We start from the raw sequence: 18,675 nt of genomic DNA, 5'->3' as shown, positions 1-18,675 counted from the left end.
TTCCTTCGCTTACGGTCTTTACAATTTTTGCACTTGCGTTGGGAAGGAGAAAACCATGCATTTACAACGCCGCTTGCTTTGCTGTGCCATCGCCTCCGCCATGGCCACCGGGGCCGCTCCGGCTCTTGCTGACCAAGCCAATGAGCTGAAACCGGTACAGATTCTGGGGGATCGCCAGAATACCTTTAGTGTTAGTGGCTCTGCCCACGTGCTCACCAACGAAGACCTGGAAGAAAAAGAAAACACCGATGTGCACCGCATGCTACGCGACGTGCCCGGCGTTTATTTCCAGGAAGAGGAAGGTTATGGCCTGCGCCCGAACATCGGTATCCGTGGTTCCGGTCGTGATCGTTCCAGCAAGGTTTCCCTGATGGAAGACGGGGTGCTGATTGCCCCGGCGCCTTATGCTGCCCCGGCTGCCTATTACTTCCCCAGCGCCGGCCGTTTCTACGGTGTTGAAGTGCTGAAAGGCCCCGATACCCTGCGTTATGGTCCCTTTACCGTGGGTGGTGCGATCAACTTCCTGTCCACCCCGATTCCTGCCCGTGCTTCGGGCATGGTGAATGTGGAAGGTGGTGAAGATGGCGCCCAGCGGGCTCACGCCTACTACGGCGCTACCGAAGGCCAGTTCGGCTTCATGCTGGAAGCGCACCAGCAACGCACTCAGGGCTTCAAGGACATCGACCGTTCCAACCGCGACGCAGGTTTCGATAAGCGTGACTATGTCGCCAAGCTGCGTTGGCAGGCGCCGGAAACCGCTGATATCCAGCAGTCGCTCGAATTGAAACTGGAGCACTCCACGGAAGTGTCCGACGAAACCTATCTGGGCCTGACCGACCGGGATTTCGAACGGGATGCCAACCGTCGTTACGGCATGAGTGACATTGACCAGATGGACAATGATCGGGATGCGGTATCCCTGCGTCATACCCTGGTGTTTGACGAGAGCACCCAGTTGAACTCTGTGGTGTACCGCAACGAGTTCAACCGTAACTGGTACAAGCTGGCCAGCATCGGTGGCCAGGGCATTGGCGGTTTTGTGGCGGATGCCAACGCGAATGGTGGCGCCAAGCAGGCGGTGCTGCGCGGTACTGCTGATGCCACAGATCTGGTGTTCAAGAACAACAATCGTGAGTACGTTTCTGAGGGCGTGCAGACCGAACTGAGCCATCGCTTCCAGACCGGCTCTGTGGACAATGATCTGATTATCGGGGCCCGTTACCACCAGGATGAAGTGGACCGCTACCAGCCCACTGATACCTTTGATCAGACCAATGGCAGCCTGGTGTACCAGACGTACACCTTGCCCACCGGCGGTGATAACCGTCTGGAAAATGCCGATGCTATGTCTGCCTGGATCATCGACCATGCTTATGTAGGTGATTTTATCGTCACCGGCTCTCTGCGTTACGAGAATGTGGAGAGCAAGAGCAAGCGCTGGGGTGATCCGGCTCGTAACACTGTCAGTGCCCGCACTGAAAACCGTAACGAAGAACTGATGGCGGGTCTGGGTGCTACCTGGTTGCTCAATGACAACTGGTCGGTACTGGCCGGTGTCCATCAGGGCTTTGCGCCGGCAGGTGCTTCTTCCCAGAAAGGCACCGATGCGGAAAAGAGCGTCAACTATGAAACCGGTTTCCGCTACTGGAACGAGAATTTCAGTGCGGATGTGATCGCGTTCTACAGTGATTATGAAAACACCATTCAGAACTGCTCTATCGCTAACCCATGCCCGAATGGTAACGATTCCGGCACCCAGAGCTTTGGTGAATCCGAAGTGCGAGGTCTGGAAGTGGGCCTGAACAGCGTGGTCTGGAAAGGTGACAGCGGTTTGCAGGCACCGGTACGACTGACCTATACCTACACCGATGGCGAAATCACCAAGGATGCGGATGATCTGTCCGTACTGGATGGCGATGTACTGCCTTACCTGCCTGAGCATCTGGCCAGCTTGACCTTCGGCCTGGAAAAACCGGCAGCCTGGTCTGCGCTGATGTCCGTCAGCCACACCGAGGGTATGTGTATCGACAATAGCTGTGATCGTCCTGGTCAGGTAACGACATTCAAGCGCACCAGCGATTATGTGGTCGCGGATGTAGTGGCCACCTACCACGTGAACAGCGATATGGAAGTGTATGCCAAGGTGGATAACGTGTTTGACGATCAGGAAATCGTCTCCCGCGATCCCGCCGGCGCCCGCCCGAACAAGCCGCGTACCGGCTATCTGGGTATGAAAGTGCGCTTCTGAGGCATTTGCCTGTCGCAGCAAGAGGAAAAGGGGGCTTCGGCCCCCTTTTCTGTTATGGAAGACCCTTGAAGCCGCATTGTTCCGGCCCCATCTGGGAGGGGCAGGGCCATCAGTGGTAGAATAGTGGCCAACCACAGCCAATACACCCCAAACCGCCAGGTAGTCAGTATGGATGTTATCCAGGTCATCAAAGACCAGATCGAAAAGAACCCGGTGATCCTCTACATGAAGGGCACCCCGCAGTTCCCCCAGTGCGGTTTCTCCGCCCAGGTGGTGGAAGCCATGACCGCTGTTGGCAAGCCGTTTGCCTACGTGAACATTCTGGAGGCGCCGGAAATCCGTCAGAGCCTGAAGGAATACGCCAACTGGCCGACCTATCCGCAGCTGTGGGTGGGCGGTGAGCTGGTCGGCGGCTGCGACATCATTATGGACATGTACCGTTCCGGGCAGCTCAAGGAGCTGGTTGAAGATGCCGCAGTGGATGCCGACGCCGGCGATAACGCCTGATAGCGTCGTCCTCCCGCGTACAAAAGACCCGGCCTCGCGCCGGGTTTTTTTGTGTCCGCCGTTTGTGTGCTCTTGACGGTTTTGTTCATCGGTCTGGTTGTCCCGGTGTTGGCTCCGGTGTCATAGCGCCTACAATCGAAGCGGATTTTTCACAGTATTGAGGAAGCCCGGTGAAACAACGCAAACCCACAGGCCATTGGCGTCGCTGGCATCGCTGGTTGGGCCTGCTGGTCGCTCTGCCGGTGCTGGTGCTGTCGGTCACCGGGGTGTTGCTGAATCATATTGAGTCCCTGGACTGGGCCGATGACCCCTTGCCGTCCTGGTTGGCGCGTAGCTATGGCGTGCCGCTATCGGAGCAGATTCATGGCAGTCAGGTGGACGGGCACTGGTATGCCCAGACGGGTGAGCGACTGTTTATGGATGGCAGTGCCGTGGCGTCTTGTTTGGCTCCGTTTCAGGGGGCGGTAGCGGCGCAGGGTCTGACCGTGGCCGGTTGTGGTGGCGATCTACTGTTGTTGCAGGGCAGCGAACAGGTGGAACGGCTGCGGCCAGGCCAGGGTGTCCCCGCGTTTACCCGCCTCGGAGTGGCCGGGGAAGCGTTGGTCCTGGAGACAGAAAGTCGGCTGCTGCGGTTCGGTCTGGAAAATCTGAACAGCGTGGTGCTGGCAGTGTCTGACTGGCAGCCTGCTGTGATCGAGCCGTTGCCGGCGGTGCTGCAACCCCGTTTGCAGGCCGCCAGTGTGCCGGCATCGCTGAACTGGCAACGGCTGCTACAGGATCTGCATGCCGGGCGTGTATTCGGCTGGGCAGGACAACTGGTGATGGACCTGGCAGCCTTGTTACTGGTGATACTGGCGCTGACCGGGGTGATCATATGGTCGCGCAGCCGGTGATTATTTGAGCAGGTATGGTCGATTCCGGCCTCAAAAGCCACCGGACCATTGAAAGCAGGGCCATAATCCCCATGATAGTGCCATGCAGCGTGGCGGCAGCCGTTGTATTATCGCTGCTCAGATTCAATGTTGGTTCCGGCATCCTCAATTGCCGGATAGTCAATTTAGTCATAATGGAGAGAAACAATGGGCGTTCTGGTAGGTAAACCTGCACCTGATTTTACGGTTCCCGCAGTACTGGGCGATGGCAGCATCGTTGATGAATTCACCCTGTCCGAAGCCATCAAGGGCAAGTATGGTCTGGTGTTCTTCTACCCGCTGGACTTCACCTTTGTCTGCCCCTCCGAGCTGATCGCTCTGGATCACCGCATGGACGCGTTCAAAGAGCGCAACGTGGAAGTGATCGGTGTGTCCATCGATAGCCACTTTACCCACAACGCATGGCGTAACACTCCGGTCAACGAAGGCGGTATCGGCCCGGTGAAATACACCCTGGCCGCCGACATGAACCATGGCATTGCCCAGTCCTACGACGTTGAGTCCGAAGGCGGCATGGCATTCCGCGGTGTGTTCCTTATCGACCAGAACGGCGTGGTGCGCAGCCAGATCGTTAACGATCTGCCCCTGGGCCGTAACATGGACGAGCTGATTCGTCTGGTCGACGCCCTGCAGTTCCACGAAGAGCACGGTGAAGTGTGCCCGGCGGGTTGGCAGAAAGGTGATTCCGGCATGAAGGACACCCCGGACGGCGTGGCCGAGTACCTGTCTGGTAACGCAGACAAGCTGTAAAAAGAAAGCAGCACAAAAAAGGGCGGCCCTAGGGTCGCCCTTTTTTTGGCCGCAAACTTTTGCGGTTTTCAAACGTAGGGTGCACTGAGCCTCAGGCGAACTGCACCATCAAACGCCGGATCGGTGCAGTTCGCCTGAGGCTCAGTGCACCCTACGCAATCAAAGGTGGCGTTCCGGGATTCAGAGGTGAGACCCAGTCTTTTCTCGGTGTCCTGAGAGTCCTCTGTGGTAAAAAAACCAGTTCAATCCAGCTGCTTCGCCAGCGTCGGCGGCATATCCTTTGGTGGAGGGGGTGGCCAGCCGCCCAGGTCCTTGAAGCGGTTTACCATGGAGCAGAACAGCTCGGCGGTACGGGTGGCATCGTAGAGCGCCGAGTGAGCCTCGCGCTGGTTGAAGCGGATGCCGGCGGCTTCGCAGGCCTTGGCCAGTACGGTCTGGCCATACACCAGCCCGGCCAGGGCAGCGGTGTCAAAGCTGGAGAACGGGTGGAAAGGGTTGCGCTTGATGTCGGCTCGTTCCGACGCCGAATTCAGGAAGCCCTGATCGAAGAAGCTGTTATGCCCCACCAGCACGGCGCGGGTGCAGCCATGGTGCTTGATGGCCTTGCGGACCGGCTCGAACACGCCTTTCAGGGCGGTTTCCTCGGGCACAGCCCCCCGTAGCGGGTTGTCCGGATCAATGCCGGTAAAATCCAGCGCAGCTTGCTCGATGTTGGCTCCCGGGAAGGGGTCCACATGAAACTGGATGCGGGTGGATGGACGCAGGTAGCCCTGGGCGTCCATATCAATCAGGACGGCGGCGATTTCCAGCAGCGCGTCGGTCTGGGCATTAAAGCCCCCGGTTTCCACATCTATCACTACTGGCAAAAAGCCCCGAAACCGCAGCGCCAGGCTGGGGTGCTGATCATTCATGATCACTCCATCAGACACACAAATCCCGTCTGACTGCCCTGGGCAGCCGCGAGAGGGGGCTATGCTACCGGAAAGCCAGCAGGGGCAACAGGCGCGAAAGCGGATCAGAGATGACGCCAGCCGGGCAGGGCGGGTACAATACGCGGCCTCGATTCACCGGGGGGCGCCTGATCCGGGGCCTCTCACATGCGGAGTCTTTCAATGTCCAAGATCAACAAGGTGGTACTGGCCTATTCCGGCGGCCTGGATACCTCGGTTATCGTCAAATGGCTGCAGGATACCTATGACTGTGAGGTGGTGACCTTTACCGCCGATATCGGTCAGGGCGAAGAAGTGGAGCCGGCCCGCGCCAAGGCAGAAGCCATGGGCGTGAAGGAAATCTACATTGAAGACCTGCGCGAAGAATTCGTGCGCGATTACGTATTCCCCATGTTCCGCGCCAATACCATTTATGAAGGTGAGTATCTGCTGGGCACCTCCATTGCCCGTCCGCTGATTGCCAAGCGTTTGGTGGAAATTGCCGAAGAAACCGGTGCTGATGCCATTTCCCACGGCGCCACCGGCAAGGGCAACGACCAGGTGCGTTTCGAGCTGGGTGCCTACGCCCTGGCCCCGGGCATTCAGGTGATCGCTCCTTGGCGGGAGTGGGATTTGAACTCCCGCGAGAAGCTGATGGCGTACTGCGAAGAGCGCAATATCCCGGTGGATTTCTCCACCAAGAAAAAGAAATCCCCGTACTCCATGGACGCCAACCTGCTGCACATCTCCTACGAGGGCGGCAACCTGGAAGATCCCTGGTGGGAAGCGGAAGAAGACATGTGGCGCTGGAGCGTGAGCCCGGAAGCGGCCCCGGACCAGCCCACCTATATCACTCTCACCTATGAGAAGGGTGATATTGTGGCCATCGACGGCGAGAGCCTGAGCCCTGCCGAAGTGCTTGCCAAGCTCAACAAACTGGGTGGCGACAACGGTATCGGCCGTCTCGACATCGTCGAGAACCGCTATGTGGGCATGAAGTCCCGTGGCTGTTACGAAACCCCGGGCGGCACCATCATGATGCCGGCCCACCGCGCCATCGAGTCCCTGACTCTGGATCGCGAGTCTGCCCACCTGAAAGACTCGGTGATGCCCAAGTACGCTGAGCTGCTCTACAACGGCTATTGGTGGAGCCCAGAGCGTCTGGCCCTGCAGAAGCTGATCGATGCGACCCAGGAGCATGTTAACGGAGAAGTGCGCATGAAACTGTACAAGGGTAACGCCATTGTGGTCGGTCGTCGCTCTGACAATGACAGCTTGTTCGATGCCTCTATCGCCACGTTCGAAGACGATGCCGGTGCTTACGACCAGAAAGACGCGGAAGGCTTTATCAAGCTGAACGCCCTGCGTCTGCGTATTGCTGCCAAGAACGGCCGCAAGCTGAGTTAAAGAAACGCGGCACGCTTCACGCTGCATGCAATACGGAAAACCGCCGTAGCCGAGAGGCTGCGGCGGTTTTTTTTGTGCCCGGTGTTCGGTCTTTGCGGTTACATAACGACAAGGAAAATGCATTTAATTTGCACGGTAGTCTCAATTAGCCTGAGTGCAGCAACATACTCACAACAACAGGCTGATCGAGGACCTTGCCATGACTATCGGGCAAAACCGCTTTTCCATTGTTCGCTTGGGGATACTGACTCTGCTGGCCGCGTCGCTACTGGGTGGCTGTGGCGGGGGCGGCAGTGATTCCGCAACGCCTGCTGCTACCGATGTCGATGAGGCCCAGCGTGAGGCGCCACCACAGGAGGACACCCCGGATGAGGTGGCCGAGGAGGTGCCGGAAGAGACTGAAGATGGCCCGCGGCGGGTAATCTTTGTGGGCAACAACTGGGAAGGCGTGATCGATGTCATCGATGCCCAGACCTATCAGCGCCTTGGCCGTATCAGCGGTATCCCGGATCAGGCGGCACGAGAGAAGGAAATTGCCCTCAATCCGCTGGATCTGTTGTTTTTCCAGGGCATTCGCGTACTGATCGGCGAAGGCAATCACCAGTATGTGGACGATATGTACAGTTCGCCGGACGGTCGTCTGCTGATCGTTTCCCGGCCCAGCTATGCGGATGTGGTGGCCATCGACGTGGTCAGCGGTGAGATCGCCTGGCAATTCCTGGTGGATGGCTATCGCTCTGACCATATGGCCCTGTCTCCGGATGGCACCCAGGTAGCGGTGTCCGCTTCCACCGGCAATGTGGTACACATTCTGGATGTGGAAACCGGAGAGGAACTCGGCCGCTTCCCTTCCGGGGATTCTCCCCACGAGAATATCTATTCCGAGGACGGTGAGCGTATCTACCACGCCAGTATCGGCACTGTTTACACGCCGCTGGATAATCAACTGATCGGTGATCTCACCGATGGCCTGCTGGGGCAGAACCTGCTGGATGCCACCAAGGGCGAGCGGGTGTTCCAGGTGGTGGACGCCAACAGCCTGGAAATCATCAAGCAGCTGGATCTGGAAGCGGATCTGGCAGAGGCTGGTTACGACAACCTCAGTACGGCGGTGCGGCCCATGGCGCACACTGCCGACGAGCGCTATTTCTACTTTCAGCTGTCGTTCCTGCACGGGTTTATCGAGTACGACATGCAGGAAGAAAAAGTGCTGCGCCTGGCCGAGTTGCCGGATTTGACCAACGGGTTGCCACGGGAATTCTACGTCAATGATTCCGCTCATCACGGTATTGCCATGAGTGCGGACGATTCCACCTTGTGTGTGGCTGGCACCATGAGCGACTACGTGGCGCTGGTGGATCGCGAGGATTTCTCCCACCAGCTGAAAACCGGTATCGGCGAAAAGCCCTACTGGGTGACCACCAGTGCCGACGGCAACCATTGTTATGTGTCCTGGAGCGGTACCGATCAGATGTCCGTGTTCAACTACCAGACCGGCCAGGAAGTGGCCCGTGTGGACGTGGGCGATCACCCCCAGCGCATCCGCGAGGGCAGTGTGCCGGAGGCGTGGGTAGAGGCACAGGGCAGCCTGTTCCTGCCCTGAGTCACGATGCAAAAGGCGCTGCCCGTAGGAGCGTCGCTGGGGGCGCGATACCAAGCCTCGGGCAAAAGCATTTTCACCACAGAGGGCACAGAGCACACAGAGAAAACCTGTTTTCCCTCAGTGATCTCTGTGTCCTCTGTGGTGATACATATTTTCTGAGCTTGGGTTTATGCACTTCGTGCACCCTTCGGGCCGCCCTCGCGGGCGTTACCTGCACTTCGTTCCGGTTCGCGCCGCCAGCGACGCTCCTGCGGCGGGTTATGGAAAGGGGGATGCCCCTGAATGTCCGCAATGAGCGGCGATTACCGGAATGTTTTACAGCCTTCACCGTCGCAAACCCCACTTTTTCATTGTCAATCCTGTCCTCTGCCACCACTATTCGCCCTGTAACAAGTCAGGGCTCCCGTGCCCGCTGAAATTGCTGATATCAGGAGCGAATGACGCATGCGAATCCTGCATACCATGCTGCGCGTGGGTAATCTGGATCGATCCGTGGCCTTTTATACCGAAGTGCTCGGCATGAAGGAGCTGCGCCGCAAGGATTACCCGGAAGGCCGCTTTACCAATGCTTTTGTCGGCTACCAGCCGGAATCGGAAGGAGCGGTACTGGAGCTGACCTGGAACTGGGATCAGACCCGCTATGACCTGGGGGATGGCTACGGCCATGTGGCCCTGGCGGTGGACGACGTGTACGCTGCTTGTGAGCGTATTCGCGACCGGGGCGGGCGCATTAGCCGCGAACCTGGCCCCATGAAACACGGCAGTACCATCCTGGCATTTGCAGAAGATCCGGATGGCTACAAGATCGAATTGCTGGAAAGGGACTGAGGGGTTCTCGATTGGTAAATAAGGTCACCGTCGGTTGGCGGGAATGGGTAGCGTTACCCGAACTGGACATTGAAGCGATCAAGGCCAAGGTGGATACCGGGGCCCGTACTTCTGCGTTGCATGCCTTCCAGGTAGAAAGTTTTCAGCGCGATAACCAGGAATGGGTCCGTTTTTCCATCCACCCGATCCAGGGCCAGGACCAGGTCAGCCATTGCGAGGCCGTGGTGCTGGACCGCCGGGTCGTCACTGATTCCGGTGGCCACAAGGAAGAGCGCCCGGTGATCCTCACCCATATCGAGTTAGGGGGGCGCCGTTGGCCCATCGAAATCACCCTGACTGATCGTGAAAACATGAAATTCCGTATGCTGTTGGGACGAACCGCCATGGGCGAGATTGCTGTCGATCCCACGGCATCTTTTCTTCTAGGTGGAAATAAAGACCAACCATGAAAATTGCCATTCTTTCGAGAAACAAGCGACTGTACTCCACCCGCCGACTGGTGGAGGCGGGCGAGGCGGCCGGCCACGAAATGCATGTGATTGATACCTTGCGTTGCTATATGAGCATGGTGTCTCACAAGCCGGAAATTCACTTCAAGGGTGAAGTGCTGGAAGGCTTTGATGCGGTGATTCCGCGGATTGGTGCCTCCATCACTCATTACGGTACGGCAGTCCTGCGCCAGTTCGAGATGATGGGTGTGTTTCCCGTCAATGAATCGGTCGCCATCTCCCGCTCGCGAGACAAGTTGCGTTCGTCGCAGCTGTTGTCGCGCAAGGGGGTTGGCTTGCCGATTACCGGTTTTGCCCACTCCCCGGATGATATTCCCGACCTGATCAACATGGTTCGCGGTGCCCCCCTGGTGATCAAGATGCTGGAAGGTACCCAGGGCATCGGCGTGGTGCTGGCGGAAACCCGCAAGGCGGCGGAATCGGTGATCGAGGCCTTTATGGGCCTGAACGTATCGGTGATGGTGCAGGAATACATCAAGGAAGCTGGCGGTGCTGATATTCGCTGTTTCGTGGTGGGTGGCAAGGTGATCGCCGCCATGAAGCGCCAGGCTCTGCCCGGCGAGTTTCGTTCCAACCTGCACCGCGGCGGCAGCGCCAGCCTGATCCGTATTACCCCGGAAGAGCGCGCCACCGCTGTACGTGCCGCCCGAATCATGGGGCTGAATGTGGCGGGTGTAGACATCCTGCGTTCCAACCATGGTCCGCTAGTCATGGAGGTGAATTCCTCCCCGGGGCTGGAGGGTATCGAAACCTCCACCAACAAGGACGTGGCGAGCATGGTCATCAATTTCATCGAAAAGGATGCGCGTCCCTACCGGACTCAGACAAAAGGCTCCAAGGGCTGATCCTCGCTCCCGTAGGAGCGCCGCTTGAGGCGCGAAGGTTTTGCATCGTAGAGTTCGCCTCTCAAGCGAGGCTCCTACAGTGGATGTAATGTAGTGGCTGTTTCGGGTGAAAAATGAAAAATACCAAAGAACCGAAAGTATTGCCGTTTGAACTGGATGGCGTCAGCGTCAAGCCTGGGACCCGGGCCAAGGTGGAGCTGCCGTTGGCGCAGCTCTATACCCAGACGCCCCTGAATGTCCCCATTCATGTGATCCACGGGCGCAAGCCCGGGCCGGTGCTGATGGTCAGTGCGGCAATCCACGGTGACGAACTCAACGGGGTGGAAATCATCCGCCGCCTGTTGCGCCATTCCGCCCTGAAAAGCCTCAGCGGTACGCTGCTGGCGGTGCCGGTGGTCAACGTATTCGGGTTCATTCACAAGACCCGCTACCTGCCGGACCGCCGTGACCTGAATCGCTGCTTCCCTGGCTCCGAAACCGGCAGCCTGGGCGCGCGTATGGCCTGGCAGTTCAAAAGCCAGGTGCTGGATCGGGCTACCCATGCCGTGGACCTGCATACCGGTGCCGTGCACCGTGCCAACCTGCCGCAGATCCGCGCTGACCTGTCCAACGAGGGCACTGCCGCCATGGCCAACGCCTTTGGCGTACCGGTGGTGATCAACTCGGTACTGGGCGAGGGTACGCTGCGGGAAGTGGCTGAAGCCCAGGGCATCCCGGTGATTACCTATGAGGCGGGCGAGGCCCTGCGTTTCGACGAGTCCTGCATCCGCGCTGGGGTTAAAGGCGTTCTCAACATTCTTCAGCACCTGGGCATGACTGGCGCTCGTCGCGCCAAGGTGCCCAGCGAACCCTATATCGCCCGCTCTTCGAGCTGGGTGCGTGCCGAGCGCGATGGCGTTTTTCTGCCACTGGTGGCACTGGGGGCCTGGATCAAGAAAGACGACCTGATCGGCCGTATCTCCAGCCCCTTCGGTGGCGATGACGTCAACATCCACTCTCCGGCCGCCGGCATCCTGGTGGGGCGCAACAACATGCCGCTGGTGAACGAAGGCGAAGCCCTTTACCACATTGCCCGCTTCGAGGAAGTCAGTGAAGTGGCGCAGTCGCTGGAAGTGTTCACCAACGATATCGAAGAGGGGCCGACCCTTTCCGGTGAGCCGCCGATTGTATAACCCGGTATTGTTTGGCTGAATCCGGGGCCATTCTGCTCATAGGCTGTTGGCTAGGAGTTGTGATTTGGCGGAAAGAGGGTAATACAAAAGGTTGAGTTGACAGTGGCCATGCTTGCTATGCCGATAAATGAGTGAAAAAAGTGGGCCGCTGAATCTCGCTAGTGTTATTTTAACCATTTGATTTTATTGGTTTTGTTCTTGCTTTTCCGCTTTTCCCGCTGTTGTCACTCTCTCCGGGCCGACCTGTTGCCTATCCTTTGCTATACTGCGCCGCGATATGGATACCCCGTTGATTGAGCATTTGGAGTAAATAGATGGTCGCTTTGGTCAAGCCGCATGGTGCGGACGCATTGAATCCCTTGTACGTCGCCGATGAAGCTGCGCGCGTTGCCTTGCAGCATGAAGCGGAATCACTGCCTTCAGTAGTGATCAGCTCGGCAGCTGCCGCCAATGCGGTGATGATGGGGGCCGGTTATTTCACCCCGTTGTCTGGCTATATGAACAAGGCCGACATGCTGTCAGTGGCGGAAAACCTGACCACCGCCGATGGCCTGTTCTGGCCCGTGCCGATCGTCAATATGTTGCAGGATGTCAGCGCCATTGAAGGCGCCAAGCGCATCGCCCTGCGCGATCCCAATGTGGACGGCCAGCCGGTGATTGCGGTGATGGATGTAGCCGCCATCGAAGAAGCGTCTGACGCCGAACTGGAAGCCGTGGCCGAGCAGGTTTTTGCCACCAACGACAAGCAGCACCCGGGTGTGGCCAATTTCCTGGCCGCAGGCAACTTTATCGTTTCCGGCGATATCCAGGTGTTGAACTACTCCTACTTTGCTGACGACTTCCCCGATACCTTCCGCACCGCGGTGTCCATCCGCAACGAGTTCGTGGAGCGTGGCTGGAATAATGTGGTCGCTTTCCAGACCCGTAACCCGATGCACCGCGCCCACGAAGAACTGTGCCGTATGGCCCAGGAAGCGCTGAACGCTGACGGTATCCTGATTCATATGCTGCTGGGCAAATTGAAAGCGGGTGATATTCCGGCCGACGTGCGTGATGCCTCCATTCGCAAAATGGTGGAAGTGTATTTCCCGCCCAACACCGTGATGATTACCGGTTACGGTTTTGACATGTTGTACGCCGGTCCCCGTGAAGCCGTTCTGCATGCGGTATTTCGCCAGAACTGCGGTTGCAGCCATTTGATTGTTGGCCGTGACCATGCCGGTGTCGGTGATTATTACGGCGCCTTCGACGCACAAACCATCTTCCAGGAGAAAGTGCCAGCGGGTGCTCTGGAAATTAAAATCTTCGAGGCCGATCACACCGCCTATTCGAAGAAACTCGGACGCGTGGTGATGATGCGCGACGTGCCTGATCACACCAAGGACGACTTTGTTCTGCTGTCAGGCACCAAGGTGCGTGAGATGCTGGGTCAGGGCATTGCCCCCCCGCAGGAGTTCTCCCGCCCGGAAGTAGCACAGATTCTGATGGATTATTACCAGACGCTGGACGCTGGCAAGTAATCTTTCCTGAGCGTTTCTGCGCTCAATTTGCATCGGGAAAAGCCTCTTTTTAGAGGCTTTTTTCGTCTCGGGCCTGTGCCTGTCCTCGATGTCTCTGGTCAAGGTGCGTCTGCAGGTGGGGTTGTCCCGGTTCGAGGAAGTGTTGCCTGATTCATAACTCCCTGACCCCCTCAAAACGGGCTGGTGGTGTCGAGCAGCGGCAGCAAATTACCGATGTGCCTCCGGTTTTACCGGCTGAATTGAGGTAAAATCCCGCCCATTCATTTTCCGGGTGGCCCGTTTCGGGCAGTTAAAGCCCCGTTGGCAGAATAAAGGTACAGGTTATGGCCGTTATTGTGGTCTGTGTGCTGCTCTATGTGGGCTGCATTGTGTTTATCCGGGTGCGCAATCGCAAGCCGCTCGGGCTCAAGCGGCAGCTGTCGGATTTTTCCACTTTCATGGTGCCGTTCAATATCCCGGCCTACCTGCTGTCGAAGGTGCCTACCACGCCGCGCATCGGTGTGAACCATTTTCCCGAGCTGCAGCTGATCGAGGACAACTGGGAAACCATTCGCGACGAGGCGCTGGCGCTTTATGAAGGAGGCAAGATCGCCGCCAAGGATGATTTGCCCGCCAGTAGTTTCTACAAGGATGGTCGTTGGACCAGTTTTTACCTGAAGGTGTACGACAACAAGTTGCCCTCTGCCTACGATCTGGCGCCGAAAACCATGGCCCTGCTGGATCAGCTGCCGTCCATGAACATTGCCCTGTTTGCGGTACTGATGCCGGGCAAGAAGCTCAATCGTCACCATGATCCGTTCGCCTACACCCTGCGTTATTCCATGGGGCTTAGCACGCCCAATGATGAAGGCTGTGGCCTGACGGTCAATGAGGATGACTACATCTGGCGTGATGGCGACAGCATCATTTTTGATGAAACCTACATCCACTCCGCCTGGAACCGCACCGAGACGCCGCGGATTATCCTGATGACTGACGTGGACCGACCGATGAAATGGAAGTGGGTGCAGAAGGTGTACTGGTACTTCGGCTGGTTCTTCAACCGCTTGTTTTTCATCGATAATCTGGATAGCAGCCACACCGGTGTGGGTAACAAGTTGGGCAAAGGGGTGATTGCCTACAAGGGCTTCCTGAAATCGGTAAAGCGGAAGAACAAGACCTTCTACGTGACAGCCAAGTGGGCCGTGGTGCTGGCGGTGCTGGGGAGTATCGGTTACCAGCTGTTGTAGCCTGGCGTTAAGGAGTTATTCAGAGGCTCCTTAAGAAAAACTGCCGAGCGGTCGTGGTTTTGCGTCCGGCTGGCTTGGGGCGTCTCTCTCCATCATGCCACCATGCCGGTGAACACATCGCTAGGGAATAACAATAATGATAAGGAACATCATTGCCGGGGCGGTTATGGCCTGGGCGTGTGCCGGGGTGGCCAGTGCAGACGTGACGGTGGCTCCGGCGGGGGCGTTTTCTGCCAGCGGTAAACTGGCCATGAAGAAAGGCGCTATCCCGGTCAGTTGCCATACCACTTTCAACGGCCAGGTCAGTGAGCAGGGCGCCATTCGGGTTACCGAGGTCATCTTCGGTGGCATGAATCCGTTGTGCAAAAGTATCAAGGCGCTGGCGCTGCCCTGGCAGGGGCAGGTGGATCATCCGGGGCGCCTCACGGTGGACGATATGCAGGTCAAGGTCAGGGTGCCACTGTTGGGGGGGGTCTGTGGTCCGGGGCCAGTATCACTGGTGTGGGGAAACACGGATGGCTCGGCCACGTTTGACGCGGTCACGCTGGGCCCGGACTGTGCCATGGACGGCACCATGGTTACCTCGCCCCAGGTGGATATCCGCGCAGCAGGCCGTTCTGCGGAAACGGTTCGCCACCCCGGTGCCAGCCAGGACGCCAGTTAACCCGGCAATTAAATACCAAAGACTGATTTACCACCGAGGGCACAGAGATCACTGAGGGAAAACCGGTTTTTCTCTGTGTGCTCTGTGCCCTCTGTGGTGAAAATGCTTTTGATTCAGGCTTGGTACGCGGCGCTACTGCGGCCTCTTTCATTGCCGGGTTCATGATCGCCATCGTATAGGCTTTGTTATTCCGGCCCGATCGGCGTTTCCCCTCGGGCCAACGCCCAGCTATCATGAGTTTTTTCAGTGACAGCAACTGTTTGCAAGGCAAGGATATAACAATGCAGAACGTGGTGGCGATTCCCGCTAACCCGGCGCTGGTAAACAGCACCGAAGATTTCCTTCATGCCGTCGAGCACGATCGTAAAGACAGTGCCGAGAAGTTCATTCACATGGTGGATCATCTTACCGACCGGATTCTCAGCCTGTTCCTGGTGGAGCCGGCCAACATGACCGAGCTGTCCGGGGGCCAGAAGAAGGTGATCGACTTTGCCGTGTCCACCGCCGGCAAGGCATCCAGCATGCTCACCCGCCAAATTTTCAAGAAGGTGTCTAACGCGGAATTCGCCCCGGTGGTGAAGAACGTGAAGGCCATGTACTGGCAGGCTGGCGACGACAACGATAATCACGCCAGTATCGCTTTCCCGGTGGAAGACAGCTTTGCCGCTGATTTCCGCAAGGCCACCGAGCTGTGTGCGGCAGGCAAGGGCACCGAAGACGTGGCCCTGGTTACCCGGGTGATGAGCGCCATGTCGGACAAAATTATCGATGAAGTCTTTGTCGCCAACACCAAGGAAGTCAAAATCGGCTTTGTGACCCAGAAAGCCCTGAATGTGGGGATTGATGGTAGCCGCAAGGCCGTGCATGCGGTGAACAACAAGGTGCTCAAGGATCTGAGCAATGACGAGCTGAAAGGGTATATGGCCCACTATCAGGGCCTGCTGCGGCAGCGATAAATCAATCAGCTGCGAGCTTTTAGCTAGAAGCTAAAGAAAAGGCGCCTATTGGCGCCTTTTCTTGTTCAGGACTGCTGGGTCTGTGGTCGGCGATTGCCTGAGGGGCGGCGTCGCCGTTGGCTGTTACCTGGACGATTGCTGTCGTTCCCCGGTCTTGCCTGACGTTGCTGGCCGCCGTTGTTGTTGCGGGCCTGGGCATTTCCGCCGCCAGCGTTTCCTCCACCCGGTTTGGCTTTCTTCGGACGTTTTCGCTTCGGCGGCTGCAGAGCACCGGCTGCTGGAAGTGATTCGCCAGGCTCAAAGCCGGCGACAATCTTGCGCTCCAGCTGCTGCTGGGTAAGCCGCTCAATATCTTTCAGCTGCTGGGCTTCATCGGCACTGACCAGGGAAATGGCCTGGCCGGTGGCGCCGGCACGCCCGGTGCGACCGATACGGTGTACGTAATCTTCGGGCACATTGGGCAGATCCACGTTGACGACCTGGGGCAGTTGTTCGATGTCCAGGCCGCGGGCGGCGATGTCGGTGGCGACCAGCGCGCGTATCTTGCCGTTCTTGAAGTCTGCCAGTGCGCGGGTGCGGGCATTCTGGCTCTTGTTACCGTGGATCGCGGCGGCTTCGATGCCGTTGCTTTCCAGCTGCTTGGCCAGCTTGTTGGCGCCGTGCTTGGTACGGCTGAAGACCAGCACCTGGAACCAGTTGTTGTCCTGGATCAGGTGGGTGAGCAGGGCAGCCTTACGCTGTTTGTCCACCGGCGCGATCCATTGGGTGACCAGCTCGGTGGTGGTATTGCGCGGGCTCACATCGATTTCCACGGGATCGTTCACCAGGCCCTTGGCCAGGGCGCGGATCTCCGGGGAGAAGGTGGCCGAAAACATCAGGTTCTGCCGTTTCGGTGGCAGCTTGGAGAGGATCTTGCGGATGTCATGGATGAAGCCCATGTCGAGCATGCGGTCCGCTTCATCCAGCACCAGTATTTCCAGGTGATCGAATTTCACCGCGTTCTGCTGATAGAGATCCAGCAAGCGCCCGGGGGTGGCTACCAGGATATCGGCGCCGCCGCGCAGGCGCTGCATCTGTGGGTTCACCTTCACACCACCGAATACCACGGTGGAGGTGAGCGGCAGATTCTTGCCGTAGGTGGCCACACTTTCGGCGACCTGGGCGGCCAGCTCCCGGGTGGGGGTCAGTACCAGGGCACGTACCTGGTTATTGCTGGCGGCCTTGCCGGCGCGCAGGCGCTCCAGCAGGGGCAGGGTAAACCCGGCAGTTTTGCCGGTGCCGGTCTGGGCAGCGGCCATCACATCACGGCCGCTGAGTACGGCGGGGATGGCCTGGGCCTGGATCGGTGACGGGGTGTGATAACCCTGATCGGCAACAGCGGCCAACAGGTCATCCCCCAGTCCAAGGGAAGTAAAAGGCATGAAATTGGGTCTAACTTAAGAAGGGGCGGCAAGCCTACCCGATCCGGGGCAGGAACACGAGCCCGGCGGTCTGGTTGCCGATAGCGTTGCTGAGTGGCGAAATAAAGGTGATCAGCCGAGTGGCGGTGTGTTGCTGAGCACCTCATCAACCCCGGAGCGGAGCGCCTGGCGCTGCTGCTCTTGTCCCTCTGGCAGGAATGCCAGCACCCGGCCGCCAAGGTGGTGGTAGGCATCCACCAGGGAGCGACGGAGCAGGGGGAGACCATGGAAGACCGGCGGCAGGGAATAGGTGCGCCCGTTGCGGATGGCTGCCAGCGGCCTGAGGCCCATCAACAGGGACAGGCCGGCCCGCCGGCATTCGTTCTGGGGGGCCATGGTAATGGCCGCGGGGAAGAGCTCGCGTAACCGTCGTGTGTGATCGGGATGCCAGAGCAGAAAGCGTGCCTGGCGGCAGAGCCAATCGCCTTTTTGTTGTTGATCCGCCCAGTTGCGCAGGGCGCCCAGAGTGCGTTCAGCGCTCTCGGGTTTGATATCAAGCACCCAGCGTTGCTCGGTAAAAGTGCGGGCAAAGTCATCGAAGGTCAGTAGTGGCTGGCCGTCGTTGAGGCGGTGGCTCATACAACGATCCGAATCCATCTCTTCGATGATGGCATCACTGCTGGCGGTGCGAATCAAAGCGGGATCGTGATGCAGGACGATAAGCCCGTCACGAGTAGTGCGCAGGTCGGTTTCCAGGGTGTGAAAGCCGGCTTCGGCGGCGGCCTCGAACGTGTGCAGGCTGTTTTCCACATGGCGCTGGTGCAGGCCGCGATGGCTGATCCAGATTACGTCCATGGGGGTATTGTCTCCCGGAAACTGGCCAGGTTAAAGCGCCATAAGTCGGGAACGTGGTCGGAGGTGACGCTCAGGCGGCGTGGGCGCTGGCCATGTCGGCGTCAAAAGATTCCCACTGGCCGGGATGATCCGCATGGGCATCTTCGAAAATACCCTCTACGGCCTCGGGTACCCATTCCAGATCCAGCTGCTCTTCGTATTCCATGAATCACCCCGTTGCTTGTTTTTTAAACAAGGTCAAGATTAGCTTGCCGGGCCGGAATGCTCTGTTGTTGCGCTGTAAGCTTTTGCTTACAGGGTGTGACAAAAAGGATTGCAATG

18 protein-coding genes are annotated in these 18,675 nt (G+C 58.2%); 14 read left to right on the top strand and 4 right to left on the bottom strand.

Annotation, left to right across the window (positions count from 1 at the left end; all coding sequences use genetic code 11):
* The first annotated feature begins 55 nt into the window (after positions 1-55).
* The 4 genes from B3Q33_RS09430 to B3Q33_RS09415 all read left to right on the top strand — a co-directional run bounded on the left by B3Q33_RS09430 (position 56) and on the right by B3Q33_RS09415 (position 4,437).
* Positions 56-2,248 carry a TonB-dependent receptor family protein gene (locus B3Q33_RS09430; RefSeq protein WP_273008997.1) on the top strand — a complete coding sequence of 731 codons (2,193 nt, stop codon included), beginning with the start codon at positions 56-58 and terminating at the stop codon, positions 2,246-2,248.
* A gap of 168 nt (positions 2,249-2,416) precedes the next feature.
* A complete protein-coding gene (gene grxD, locus B3Q33_RS09425; RefSeq protein ID WP_035248920.1) occupies positions 2,417-2,755 on the top strand; it encodes a Grx4 family monothiol glutaredoxin in 339 nt (112 codons plus the stop codon).
* 170 nt (positions 2,756-2,925) lie between these two features.
* A complete protein-coding gene (locus B3Q33_RS09420) occupies positions 2,926-3,648 on the top strand; it encodes a PepSY-associated TM helix domain-containing protein (RefSeq protein ID WP_035248917.1) in 723 nt (240 codons plus the stop codon).
* A 186-nt stretch (positions 3,649-3,834) separates the two neighbouring features.
* Positions 3,835-4,437, top strand: a complete 603-nt coding sequence (locus tag B3Q33_RS09415) for a peroxiredoxin (RefSeq protein ID WP_035248916.1) — start codon at positions 3,835-3,837, stop codon at positions 4,435-4,437.
* Between the two features lie 242 nt (positions 4,438-4,679).
* Here the strand turns inward: B3Q33_RS09415 and rnt are convergent, their stop codons facing one another.
* Complete coding sequence (gene rnt, locus B3Q33_RS09410; RefSeq protein ID WP_052042962.1) at positions 4,680-5,348, bottom strand: ribonuclease T; 669 nt, start codon at positions 5,346-5,348, stop codon at positions 4,680-4,682.
* Between the two features lie 201 nt (positions 5,349-5,549).
* Between rnt and B3Q33_RS09405 the strand changes: the two genes are divergently transcribed.
* The 10 genes from B3Q33_RS09405 (at position 5,550) to B3Q33_RS09360 (ending at position 16,099) form a co-directional block, all read left to right on the top strand.
* Positions 5,550-6,773 carry an argininosuccinate synthase gene (locus B3Q33_RS09405; protein WP_035248911.1) on the top strand — a complete coding sequence of 408 codons (1,224 nt, stop codon included), beginning with the start codon at positions 5,550-5,552 and terminating at the stop codon, positions 6,771-6,773.
* A 199-nt stretch (positions 6,774-6,972) separates the two neighbouring features.
* Positions 6,973-8,376 (top strand): YncE family protein, encoded by a 1,404-nt coding sequence (locus tag B3Q33_RS09400; RefSeq protein WP_035248909.1) that lies wholly within the window; start codon positions 6,973-6,975, stop codon positions 8,374-8,376.
* A 444-nt stretch (positions 8,377-8,820) separates the two neighbouring features.
* Complete coding sequence (gloA, locus tag B3Q33_RS09395; RefSeq protein WP_035248906.1) at positions 8,821-9,204, top strand: lactoylglutathione lyase; 384 nt, start codon at positions 8,821-8,823, stop codon at positions 9,202-9,204.
* 11 nt (positions 9,205-9,215) lie between these two features.
* Positions 9,216-9,653, top strand: coding sequence for an ATP-dependent zinc protease (locus B3Q33_RS09390; protein WP_035248904.1), 438 nt, complete (start codon positions 9,216-9,218; stop codon positions 9,651-9,653).
* Complete coding sequence (gene rimK / locus B3Q33_RS09385; RefSeq protein ID WP_035248902.1) at positions 9,650-10,558, top strand: 30S ribosomal protein S6--L-glutamate ligase; 909 nt, start codon at positions 9,650-9,652, stop codon at positions 10,556-10,558. The genes B3Q33_RS09390 and rimK overlap by 4 nt, the downstream gene beginning before the upstream one ends.
* A gap of 113 nt (positions 10,559-10,671) precedes the next feature.
* The gene (locus tag B3Q33_RS09380) at positions 10,672-11,730 is read left to right on the top strand and encodes a succinylglutamate desuccinylase/aspartoacylase family protein (protein ID WP_035248900.1); all 1,059 of its coding nucleotides are present in this window, start codon (positions 10,672-10,674) and stop codon (positions 11,728-11,730) included.
* Between the two features lie 314 nt (positions 11,731-12,044).
* A complete protein-coding gene (gene sat / locus B3Q33_RS09375) occupies positions 12,045-13,250 on the top strand; it encodes a sulfate adenylyltransferase (protein ID WP_035248899.1) in 1,206 nt (401 codons plus the stop codon).
* Between the two features lie 323 nt (positions 13,251-13,573).
* Entirely contained in the window at positions 13,574-14,479 is a 906-nt protein-coding gene (locus B3Q33_RS09370; RefSeq protein WP_035248897.1) for an aspartyl/asparaginyl beta-hydroxylase domain-containing protein, read from the top strand.
* Between the two features lie 136 nt (positions 14,480-14,615).
* Positions 14,616-15,143: an activator protein gene (locus tag B3Q33_RS09365; protein WP_272962422.1), complete on the top strand. Its 528-nt coding sequence runs from the start codon at positions 14,616-14,618 to the stop codon at positions 15,141-15,143.
* 281 nt (positions 15,144-15,424) lie between these two features.
* Positions 15,425-16,099 (top strand): hypothetical protein, encoded by a 675-nt coding sequence (locus B3Q33_RS09360; RefSeq protein ID WP_035248893.1) that lies wholly within the window; start codon positions 15,425-15,427, stop codon positions 16,097-16,099.
* A 65-nt stretch (positions 16,100-16,164) separates the two neighbouring features.
* Here the strand turns inward: B3Q33_RS09360 and B3Q33_RS09355 are convergent, their stop codons facing one another.
* The 3 genes from B3Q33_RS09355 to B3Q33_RS09345 all read right to left on the bottom strand — a co-directional run bounded on the left by B3Q33_RS09355 (position 16,165) and on the right by B3Q33_RS09345 (position 18,559).
* Positions 16,165-17,520 (bottom strand): DEAD/DEAH box helicase, encoded by a 1,356-nt coding sequence (locus B3Q33_RS09355; protein ID WP_272975454.1) that lies wholly within the window; start codon positions 17,518-17,520, stop codon positions 16,165-16,167.
* 111 nt (positions 17,521-17,631) lie between these two features.
* The gene (locus tag B3Q33_RS09350; RefSeq protein ID WP_272962423.1) at positions 17,632-18,354 is read right to left on the bottom strand and encodes a glycerophosphodiester phosphodiesterase; all 723 of its coding nucleotides are present in this window, start codon (positions 18,352-18,354) and stop codon (positions 17,632-17,634) included.
* A gap of 70 nt (positions 18,355-18,424) precedes the next feature.
* Positions 18,425-18,559, bottom strand: coding sequence for a hypothetical protein (locus B3Q33_RS09345; protein WP_269530077.1), 135 nt, complete (start codon positions 18,557-18,559; stop codon positions 18,425-18,427).
* Positions 18,560-18,675 lie beyond the last annotated feature (116 nt).

The organism is Alcanivorax sp. UBA3183, assembly GCF_002364155.1.
Lineage (GTDB): Bacteria > Pseudomonadota > Gammaproteobacteria > Pseudomonadales > Alcanivoracaceae > Alcanivorax > Alcanivorax jadensis.
The sequence above is the reverse complement of the archived record's forward strand: the minus strand, read 5'-3'. Positions and strand labels throughout refer to the sequence as shown.